This window comes from Azospirillum sp. B21, assembly GCF_008364825.1.
Lineage (GTDB): Bacteria > Pseudomonadota > Alphaproteobacteria > Azospirillales > Azospirillaceae > Azospirillum.
This window is the reverse complement of the sequence record NZ_VTTO01000011.1, coordinates 227,040-237,244: the sequence shown is the minus strand read 5'-3', so window position 1 is coordinate 237,244 and position 10,205 is coordinate 227,040. Positions and strand designations below refer to the sequence as shown.

Sequence of the window (10,205 nt, the reverse complement as noted above, 5' to 3'; positions counted from 1 at the left end):
ACTGACGCTTCTATGTTGCGCTGGACTGACATTTTAGCTTTGCGCCTACACGGGGCAGGCACATAAAATCAGTTATGGAAAATTCTATGCGCTTCCTCAAACCAGCCATGCGCCAGATCGGGACATCGCAGCACCGTGGCCACTTGTCGAAAATAGATAGCAAACCTATTAAATAGCCATGCTACAAGATAAGCCTCTGCGCCTTCCTCCCAATTTCGGCCTGCACCTGTTCCGCGCCTCCCATCTGTGGCGGCGGGCGGCGAACAGGGTGTTGGCGGACAGCGGATTCTCCAGCTCGGCGATTACGCCGCTGATGCTGCTGGCCGAACTCGGCGACGGGTTGCGCCAGCGGGAACTGGCGGAGGAGATGGCGGTCGAAGGACCGTCGCTCGTCCGGCTGCTCGACGGGCTGGAGGCCGCGGGGCTGGTCGAACGGCGGGAGGATGCCTGCGATCGGCGGGCGAAAACCCTGCACATGACCGACGCCGGCCGTCAGCTGTTGGCGCAGGTGAACGAAGCGTTGAACGACGTCCGCCAGCGCCTGATGGCGAACGTGACGGACGCCGACGTGGAGGCCTGCTACCGCGTGCTCGCCACCATCGAAACCAACGCCAAGCGCGAACAGACCTGACCGCGGCGCGATCCCGGTGGTGCGGCGGCGCTCTTGCTCGCGCTGTGCCTCCGGTCCGATCGGTGCGGTGATTGAGGAACCAAGACTGTGACTTTCCTGCCTTCCTTGCGGGCCGTGGCCCGGATCGCCGTGACCCTGCTGATCACCGTGGCGGCGGTCGGCGGCGGCCTGTGGCTGTGGGACTATTACATGAACGAGCCCTGGACCCGCGACGGCCGCGTCCGTGCCGACATCGTGCAGGTGTCGCCCGACGTCGCCGGGCTGGTCACCGACGTCCGGGTGTCCGACAACCAGCCGGTCCATAAGGGCGACGTGCTGTTCGTCGTCGACCCCGGCCGCTACCGGCTGGCGGTGGAGCAGGCCCAGGCCAATCTCGACAGCGCGAGGGCGGAGCAGTCCTACCGCGGTGCCGAGGCCCATCGTTACGAGCAGCTGGGCAACAACGTCGTCTCCACCGCCCAGCGGCAGGAGGTGATGGCGGCGATGGCCAAGGCCGCCGCAGCCACCAAACAGGCCGAAGCCGCGCTCGATCTCGCCCGCTTCAACCTGGAGCGGACGGAGGTGAAGGCGACGGTCGACGGCTATGTGACCAACCTTCAGCTGAAGACCGGCAATTACGTTGCTGCCGGGCAGGCGGTGGTTGCACTGATCGACCGGCATTCCTTCTACGTCATGGGTTATTTCGAGGAGACGAAGCTGCAGCGCATCCATGCCGGGGCGCCGGTTTCCGTGCGGATCATGGGGACGGATGCCGAACTGCGCGGGCGGATCGACAGCATCACCCGCGCCATCGTCGACCGCGACCGGGCGGAAGGCACCGGGCTGGTCGCCAACGTCAACCCGACCTTCAACTGGGTGCGGCTGGCCCAGCGGATTCCCGTGCGCATCGTGCTGGAGGAGGTTCCGGAGTCGGTTCAACTGGTGGCCGGACGCACCGCGACGGTGTCGGTCGTCAGCGCTCCGGATGGCACTCCCGCCCCTGCGCCGAAGGTCGCCGGGCTGCCGGCGGAGCGGTGAGCGCATTACGATGCAAAAGCCCCCTGCCCTCTCCCTGCCCCCGGCGCCGACCTTCAACGAGCTGGTCTTCTCCCTGAAGTCCTTCGCGGCCTCGATGCTGGCGCTCTACATCGCCTTCGGCATGGGGTTGCCGCGCCCCTTCTGGGCGATGCTGACCGCCTATGTGGTGTCGAGCCCGCTGTCGGGAACGGTTCGGTCCAAGGCTGTGTACCGCGTCGTCGGCACGGTGATCGGCAGCATCGCCTCCATCATCCTGACGGTGGAACTGATCAACGCGCCGGAACTGCTGTCGCTGGCGGTCGGGCTGTGGGTCGGCGGTTGCCTGTTCGTCTCGCTGTTGGACCGTACGCCGCGCAGCTACGTCTTCATGCTGGCCGGTTACACCGCCGGGCTGATCGTCTTCCCCGGCGTCGCCAATCCAGAGGCGATCTTCGACACCGGCCTCGCCCGGGTGGAGGAGATCATCCTGGGCATCGTCTGCGCCACCGTCATCCACAGCGTGGTGCTGCCGCGGGGCTTGGGTCCGGTGCTGCTCGGCAAGCTCGACGCGGCGCTGCGCGATGCGGAGCGCTGGACGCTCGACGCATTGGACGGGGCGGAGATCGACGCCCGCCTGCGCGACCGTCACAAGATGGCGAGCGACCTGACCGAGTTGCGGGTGATGACCACCCACCTGCCTTACGACACCTCCGACCTGCGCTGGATGACCCGGCCGATGCGGGCCTTGCAGGACCGGATGGTGTATCTGCTGCCGGTGCTGACCGCGGTTCAGGACCGGCTGATCGCACTGCGCCGGGCGGACGGTACGCTGCCGCCGGATGTGGCCCCCGTGTTGACCGCGGTGCGCGACTGGATCGCCGCCGGGGCCGGTGCCGATCCGGCGGAGGCCGAGCGGCTGACCGGCTGGCTCGACAGGCTCGCGGCGGAGGAAGCCGCGGACTCGGCCGGTGATTGGGAGGCCGCCACCCGCTTCAGCTTGATCCGGCGCCTGCGGTCGCTGGTGGAAATCCACCGCGATTGTCGGGATCTCCGGGCGCACATCGCATCCGGCGACCACGCCCTGCCCGACCATCTGGATCCGTTGGCGCGCAAGCGGTCGCGCGGCGTCTTCCACCTCGACCATGGCATGGCCCTGTGGTCGGCAGCGGCGGCGCTGCTGGGGATCACCGTCATCTGCGCCTTCTGGATCCTGACAGGCTGGTCGTCCGGCTCGGTGGCGGCGATGATGGTGGCGGTCTTCACCTGCTTCTTCGCGTCCTTCGACGATCCGGTGCCGGGCATCCGCCTGTTCCTGGTCTATACGCTGGCCTCCATGCCGCTGTCGGCCTTCTATCTGCTGGTGGTGCTGCCGTCCTTCGACAGCTTTCCGATCCTGGCCCTCTGCCTAGCGCCGACGTTGGTGACGTTGGGCGTGTTCGTCGCCCGGCCGGCGGCGATGGGCAAGGCGATGGCGCTGATCTTCGGCGTCGGCGGTTCGCTCAGCCTGCTCGACACCGGGACCGGCGATTTCGCCTCCTTCCTGAACAGCAGCGCCGGGCAGATCGTCGGCATCGTCACCGCAATGCTGGTCACCCGTTTGTGCCGGTCAGTCGGCGCCGCCTGGAGCGCCCGGCGCCTTCTGCATGTCGGCTGGCGCGAGATCGCCGATCTGGCCGGACGCAGGACGGTGCCGGCAGCCGATGGCTTCGAAAGCCGCATGCTGGACCGCGTCGGGCTGCTGTCCGCCCGGCTGGCGCAGGCCGGCGGATCGGTGGATGTGGACGCCATCGACGCGGTGCGCGACCTGCGGGTCGGGCTGAACGTGGTGGAGCTTCAGCGGGTCCGGCCGGTGCTGGGTGTCGCGGCCGGGCCGGTGCTGGACCGGCTTCTGCGCGGCGTCGCCGCCCATTTCCGCGCGCTGTCGGCCAAGCGTCCCGATCCGGCCCCGGCCGAACTGCTGGGCAGCATGGACGAACTGCTGTCGGCGGTCGGCACCGCGCCGCACTGCCCCGAACGCGACCGGGCGGTGGTGGCGCTGGCGTCCTTGCGGCGCAGCCTGTTTCCCGATGCCGCAGTCGGTGACCCACGGCCGACGGACGAAACGCATTTTCCTGAAAGGGCACGCGCATGATCGGCGAGATCGACGTCTACGGCCTGTTCCTTCCCCCGCTTCTGGTGCTGGCCGTCGTGGCCTGGGCGGTGTCGGCGCTGCTGCGCCGGGGGTTGCGCGCGGTCGGCGCCTATGGCTGGGTCTGGCACCCGCCGCTGTTCGACTTCGCGCTTTATGTGCTGGTGCTGAGCGGCCTTGCCGGGCTGTGGTCGGTCTGGACCTCCTGACGAAATCCACCACACCCAAAGCGGGCGGAGCATGCTAGGCTGCGCCCCATGACCGCCCCCCTGTCGCAGCCCTTTTCCATTCCCGGCATGCTGCCCGATGCGGACGCCGAGAGCGCCTGGATCGAAGTGATCCGGAAGATGGACGAGACTTACGCCAATCTGGTGTCGCAGCAGGTGGAACTGGAGCGCAAGAATGCCGAGCTGGAGGAGGCGCAGGCCTTCATCGCCAGCGTCCTCGGCTCGATGACGGACGTGCTGATCGCCTGCGACCGCGACGGCCGGATCGAGCAGACCAACCCGGCGGCCGAGCGGGCGCTCGGTTGCACCGGGCGGGAACTGACCGGCCGCCTGTTGCGCGACTTCCTCGACCCCGCCTCCCACCCCGCCTTCGCCCGGCTGTGCAGCGCCGCCCTCCAGCGCGAAGGTGGCAGCGACGTGGAGCTGTCTCTGCGGGGGCAGACCGGCCCTTTCCCCGTCGCGGTCAACAGCACGGTGCGCTACGACCAGCGCGGTCACGCCATTGGGCTGGTGCTGGTCGGCCGGCCGATCGGGGAACTGCGCCGCGCCTACCGCGACCTCGCCTCCGCCCATGAGGGGCTGAAGCAGACCCAGCAGCAGCTGGTCCATTCGGAAAAGATGGCCTCGCTCGGCCGGCTGGTCGCCGGCGTGGCGCATGAGTTGAACAACCCGATCTCCTTCGTCTACGGCAACGCCCATGCCATGCGCCGTTATGTCGACCGGCTGACCGCCTATCTCGACCGCGTGCATGAGGGCGCCGGCGCTACCGAACTGGCGGCCCTGCGCAAGGAGCTGCGCATCGACCGCGCCCGCGCCGACGCGGCGGCGACGCTGGACGGCATGCTGGAGGGGACGGAGCGGGTGCGCGACATCGTGGCGGAGCTGCGCCGCTTCTCGTCGGAACAGAAGCACGCCTCGGAACGCTTTGATCTAACGGCACTTCTTCGGTCCGCCGTGACCTGGGTGGCGAAGGCGCAGATGCCGGATCTGACTGTCGTCTTCGACCTGCCGGAGACGCTGGAGATCGCCGGTCATCCCGGCCACCTGCATCAGGTCGCCATGAACCTCGTCCAGAACGCCATCGACGCCATGGCCGGTTCTACGCTCAAACGGCTGGAACTGCATGGCAGGGAGGAGGCCGGGGAGGTCGTCGTCACCATCCGCGACACCGGCCACGGCATTCCAGATGCGATCCTGGGCCGGGTCTTCGACCCCTTCTTCACCACCAAGCCGGTCGGCAAGGGCACCGGGCTCGGCCTGTCGATCAGCTACCAGCTGGTGCGCGACCATGGCGGCGCGCTGGCCGCCGCCAACCATCCGGATGGCGGGGCGCTGTTCACCCTGACCCTGCCGGCGGCCGGGCGCAAGGAAGGAGCCGCGCGATGACCGATCAGGTGCGAAGAGAGCGTCCGCTGTCGGTGCTGTGGCTGCAATCGGGCGGCTGCGGCGGCTGCACAATGTCGCTGCTCTGCGCCGAATCCCCGGATCTGATGGCGCTGTTCGAGACGGCCGGCATCCGCCTGCTCTGGCACCCCAGCCTGTCCGAGGAAACCGGGGCGGAGGCGCTGGATCTGTTCGAGCGCATCCTGTCCGGGGCGGAGCCGCTGGACGTGCTGTGCGTGGAGGGATCGTTGCTGCGCGGGCCCAACGGCACCGGACGATTCCATGTGCTGGCGGGGACCGGCCGGCCGACCATCGACTGGGCGCGCAAACTGGCCGCCGTCGCCGGCACCGTGCTGGCCGTCGGCACCTGTGCGGCCTATGGCGGCATCACCGCGGGCGGCGAGAACATCGCCGATGCCTGCGGCCTGCAATATGAGGGGACGCAACGTGGCGGGGCGCTGGGCGGAGAGTTCCGCGCGCGGGGTGGCCTGCCGGTGGTGAATGTCGCCGGTTGCCCGACCCATCCCAACTGGGTGACGGAAACGCTGATGCTGCTGGCCGAGGATGCCTTGCGGCCTGAGGATCTGGACGTCTACCAGCGCCCTCGTTTCTACGCCGACCATCTGGTTCACCATGGCTGCCCGCGCAACGAGTATTACGAATACAAGGCGAGCGCGGAGAAGCCGTCGGACCTCGGCTGCCTGATGGAGCATCTCGGTTGCCTGGGCACCCAGGCGCATGCCGACTGCAACACCCGCCTGTGGAACGGCGAGGGATCCTGCACCCGCGGCGGCTCCGCCTGCATCAACTGCACCGCACCGGGCTTCGAGGAGCCGGGGCATCCGTTCCAGCAGACCCCGAAATTCGCCGGCATCCCCATCGGCCTGCCGACCGACATGCCGAAGGCGTGGTTCGTGGCGCTGGCCTCCCTCGCCAAGGCGGCGACGCCGGAACGGGTGCGCCGCAATGCCGCCGCCGACCGCATCGTCGTGCCGCCCACCGTCCGCCCCACCCGGAAAGGCTGAGCCGGTGAGCGAAGAGCCGAAACGACGCCTGATCGTGGGTCCTTTCAATCGGGTAGAGGGCGATCTTGAGGTAAAGCTTGAGATCGACGGCGGACGTGTTTCCGCCGCCTTTGTGAACTCCCCCCTGTTCCGCGGGTTCGAGCGCATTCTGGAGGGGCGCGACCCGATGGACGCGCTGGTGGTGGCGCCGCGCATCTGCGGCATCTGCTCCGTCTCGCAAAGCCATGCGGCGGCGCTTGCGCTTGCCGCCGCCATCGGGGTGGAGGTGCCGCGCAACGGCGTGCTGGCGACCAACCTGATGACGGCGACGGAGAATGCCGCCGATCACCTGACCCATTTCCACCTGTTCTTCATGCCCGACTTCGCCCGGCCCGCCTATGAAGGCCGCCCATGGTTCGAGCGGGCGGAGGCGCGCTTCAAGGCGGCGCAGGGCAGTGCCGTGCGCGGTGCCACCGCGGCGCGGGCGGACCTGTTCCATGTGCTGGGCATCCTGGGCGGCAAGTGGCCGCACACGCTGACGCTCCAGCCCGGCGGCGTGACCCGCGCGGCGGATGCCCGCGACCGGGTGCGGCTGCTCGCCACCGTCGGCGCCTTCCGCCGCTTTCTTGAGGATAGCCTGTTCGGCGCCCCGCTGGACCGCGTTCTGGAGCTTGCGGCGCCGGAGGATCTGGAACGCTGGCGTCTTTCCGGCCCGGCCGGCGACTTCCGCCTGTTCCTGGAGATCGCAGAGGATCTCGACCTCGCTCATCTCGGTCGCGCCTATGGCCGGTTTCTCAGCCACGGCGCCTATCCGGAGGCCGACGGTGGGCATCTCTACCGCCGCGGCACCTTTGCAGACGGCCGGGACGCCGCCTTCGACCCCGATCAGGTGGCCGAGCATCACCGCTTCAGCCGCATGGGGGGGCAGGACCGCCCCCACCCACCCTTTGCCGGATCGACCGTGCCGGACGGCGAGGACCAGGAGGGATACAGCTGGTGCAAGGCGCCGCGGCTGGCCGGCCTTCCTTATGAGACCGGAGCCATTGCGCGGCAACTGGTGGACGGCCATCCGCTGATCCGGGCGTTGGTGGCGCAGGATGGCGGATCGGTGCGCAGCCGGGTGGTCGCCCGCCTGCTGGAACTGGCCCGGACGACTCGCGCCATGGAAGGCTGGCTGCGCGCCATCGAGCTCAACGGCCCCTGGTGCGCGACGGCGGAGATGCCGGACAGCGCCCAGGCGGTGGGTCTGACCGAGGCGGCGCGCGGTGCGCTCGGCCACTGGCTGCGGGTGGAGCGCGGGCGCATCGCCGGTTACCAGATCATCGCCCCCACGACCTGGAACTTTTCCCCCCGCGACCTCGACGGTGTTCCCGGCCCGCTGGAACAGGCTCTCGTCGGCGCACCGGTGCAGGAGGGAGAGCGCACGCCGCTGTCGGTGCAGCACATCGTGCGATCCTTCGATCCATGCATGGTCTGCACGGTGCATTGAAAAATTAGTAGGAAAATCAAAGGTTTACTGCGCGACTCTCAAAAATTGTCAAAATTCATGCAACAGCGCTCGGCGGACCATGGCCAATCGCGTGCCGCCAGCCGGATACGAACAAGTTGGGGATGAACTTGGGTAGGGCCTGTTGGAGTCGGACAACCGATCTTGGAGAGCGTCATGAGCGACAAGCCAACCGAAGACCAGCCCGTCCAGGGTGAGGCCAACAAGCAGGTGCCGGAGACGCCATCGACTGCGAACGATGGAAAGCGGACCGGCTCAGAAAAGGCGAGCGACCGCGAGGGGCAAACTCGGGAAGCCGGGTACGACGAGGCATAGGAATGAAAGGAGAAGGCCGCTCGGTGGAGCGGCCTTCGCTTTGTTGGGGGCTGGACTCTGTCCTGGGAGATGGCGGTTAGGAGATGATGAATGTCGCATAGGACATGATGCCGACAAACATTAGGAGTGAAACCAGCCGGGCCATGCCGACCTCCATCGGATTGGAAGATGCGTTCTGATGGGAGAGGTTTTAAGCCGTTGCCGGTCCGGGAAAAATGCCGGGTTTCCGGTTTCACCGTTCCGATCCTGCGAACAATGGCTGCCACCCGCCAACAGGGCATGGCATCGGAATGCGCCGGTATCCGGGGAGTGTCTGAGCCTGCTCGTGACCCTCTGCAGAAGCAATGTGCTCCAATAATTGATGCGGCGCGATACAGGTTTTCACTTATGCCATCCCTCTGGGATTCTTTAGGGAGTGTCTGCGAGAATATCCATGACCGCCGAAGCCAGAGAATGAACCCACATCCTCGAACCTATTCACAATCAGCTGTTCTTCGATATGTCTTGAAAAATGCCTTCCTGATCCGTGGAATTTTTGATCTCGAAGCACCCTATCCAGGACAACACGCATCCGGATTCATTCAGAGAGCCAAGCCGATGACCGAAGTCTTCGGCTCCGGAAGAGGAGGTTGCTGCCATGACAGAACAGACACCCGTCAAACCGGAAAGCTGCGCTGAAGAGTCCGTTGCGATCCCTTCGCAGACGATAGTGCGGCTGCGGCACCTGCTGGCCGGCGGAGATCGTCATGCCGCCGGCTCCATCCAATTGATCGGCCTGAGTGCGCTGCGGACAGAGCTCGGTGACCGCTGGGGCAGTGTCAAAGCGCGTGTTCATGACCAGACCGAACGGTTGCTTGTCCGGCATATGGGGCCATCCGATGTCTGGCTGCGTGCCGATGAAGCGAACTATCTGGTTGTTTTCGCCACATTGGACCGGCAGGCCGGTGAACTCGTCTCCGGCCGGATCGTTGCCGAACTCCATCGGCTCATGTTGGGAAGCGCGGATACCAGCCGGATAGCCGTACGCAGCATCGTGACCGAGATCGATGGACATCTGGTCGTCGAAGAGAAGTCGCTCGATCAGCTGATGGCGAGCCTGTTGCAGCAGAGCGCCGCCTCGCCACCATCCATCACGGAGGTGGGGGAGGGTCGTCCGGTTGGCGCAACGGTGGCTTCCGAGTTGGAGGCTTTCCGGCCCGACATCTGTTTCCGTCCGGTCTTCGACGTATCGCACAAGGTTCTGTCCACCTATGTCTGTCACCCCGATGGCGCGACGAAGAGACTCCTCGGCGCATTGTCCACCGACGAGATGCGTTATGAAGAGCACATGTTCGAAGCGGATGTCGAGGTTCTGCGCCGGTCTGTCGAGATATATGGGGAGCTATATCAGAACAGCTTCCGCTATATGCAGAATGTGACCGTTGGCTTTTCAACGCTTTCGGTCGGTCGCTACCGGCGGGAATATATTTCCGTTTGTCATGAAATTCCTGTTCACCTCCGACCTTTCATGGTTTTCGTCTTGCACGGGGTCCCGCCTGGGGTGCCATACGGTCGCGTGGCCGAGATCACGACCGTCCTGAAGTCTTATTGCCGCGCGATCCTCGTGCTGATCGACGATGGCACACCGAACCTCGCAGCCTTCGCGCAGGCGGGCGTCCGTGGTCTGGGGGTGACCATCCAGCCCGGTGAACCGGAGACGCGGGCGGCCAACCGCATCAACAGTCTCGGGGCCCATGTGCGCCGACATGGCATGCTGTTCTTCGTCGACGGCATCCGAACGGCAGCGATGCTGCGGGTGGCCGGGGATGCAGGCGCTTCATACGTCGCCGGTCCGCTGATCGGTGGGGAAATCGACGTTCCTGAGCATATGAAGCATGTGACCGAGCGCGAGTTGATACAGCGATCGGCAAAACTGACGCGTCGGCGCTGATCGGCAACCATCCAGCCAGACTGGCAAGTCAGTTGCCACTTTCCAGGCATGCTGTAATGTTGATGTCCACAATCGCTGACCTGC

Annotated in this window: 9 protein-coding genes; all 9 read left to right on the top strand. The window is 66.3% G+C overall.

Translation table 11 applies throughout. The annotated features are described in order from the left end of the window. Window positions 1–178 precede the first annotated feature (178 nt). The 9 genes from FZ983_RS23700 (at window position 179) to FZ983_RS23660 (ending at window position 10,121) form a co-directional block, all read left to right on the top strand. Window positions 179–631 carry a MarR family transcriptional regulator gene (locus FZ983_RS23700; protein ID WP_149225981.1) on the top strand — a complete coding sequence of 151 codons (453 nt, stop codon included), beginning with the start codon at window positions 179–181 and terminating at the stop codon, window positions 629–631. A gap of 87 nt (window positions 632–718) precedes the next feature. After that, complete coding sequence (locus tag FZ983_RS23695) at window positions 719–1,648, top strand: HlyD family secretion protein (RefSeq protein WP_247883947.1); 930 nt, start codon at window positions 719–721, stop codon at window positions 1,646–1,648. Between the two features lie 10 nt (window positions 1,649–1,658). Beyond that, on the top strand, window positions 1,659–3,758 hold the full coding sequence (locus FZ983_RS23690) for an FUSC family protein (RefSeq protein ID WP_149225979.1): 2,100 nt from the start codon (window positions 1,659–1,661) through the stop codon (window positions 3,756–3,758). Further along, window positions 3,755–3,964, top strand: coding sequence for a DUF1656 domain-containing protein (locus FZ983_RS23685; RefSeq protein WP_149225977.1), 210 nt, complete (start codon window positions 3,755–3,757; stop codon window positions 3,962–3,964). Before FZ983_RS23690 ends, FZ983_RS23685 begins: the two co-directional genes overlap by 4 nt. 48 nt (window positions 3,965–4,012) lie before the next feature. Continuing rightward, complete coding sequence (locus FZ983_RS23680; RefSeq protein WP_149225975.1) at window positions 4,013–5,368, top strand: ATP-binding protein; 1,356 nt, start codon at window positions 4,013–4,015, stop codon at window positions 5,366–5,368. Next, a complete protein-coding gene (locus tag FZ983_RS23675; protein WP_149225973.1) occupies window positions 5,365–6,390 on the top strand; it encodes a HupU protein in 1,026 nt (341 codons plus the stop codon). The genes FZ983_RS23680 and FZ983_RS23675 overlap by 4 nt, the downstream gene beginning before the upstream one ends. A 34-nt stretch (window positions 6,391–6,424) precedes the next feature. Continuing rightward, complete coding sequence (locus FZ983_RS23670; protein ID WP_247883946.1) at window positions 6,425–7,858, top strand: nickel-dependent hydrogenase large subunit; 1,434 nt, start codon at window positions 6,425–6,427, stop codon at window positions 7,856–7,858. 174 nt (window positions 7,859–8,032) lie between these two features. Further along, complete coding sequence (locus FZ983_RS34270) at window positions 8,033–8,191, top strand: hypothetical protein (RefSeq protein WP_188092471.1); 159 nt, start codon at window positions 8,033–8,035, stop codon at window positions 8,189–8,191. Between the two features lie 637 nt (window positions 8,192–8,828). Continuing rightward, on the top strand, window positions 8,829–10,121 hold the full coding sequence (locus FZ983_RS23660) for a hypothetical protein (RefSeq protein WP_247883945.1): 1,293 nt from the start codon (window positions 8,829–8,831) through the stop codon (window positions 10,119–10,121). The last annotated feature ends 84 nt before the right edge of the window (window positions 10,122–10,205 follow it).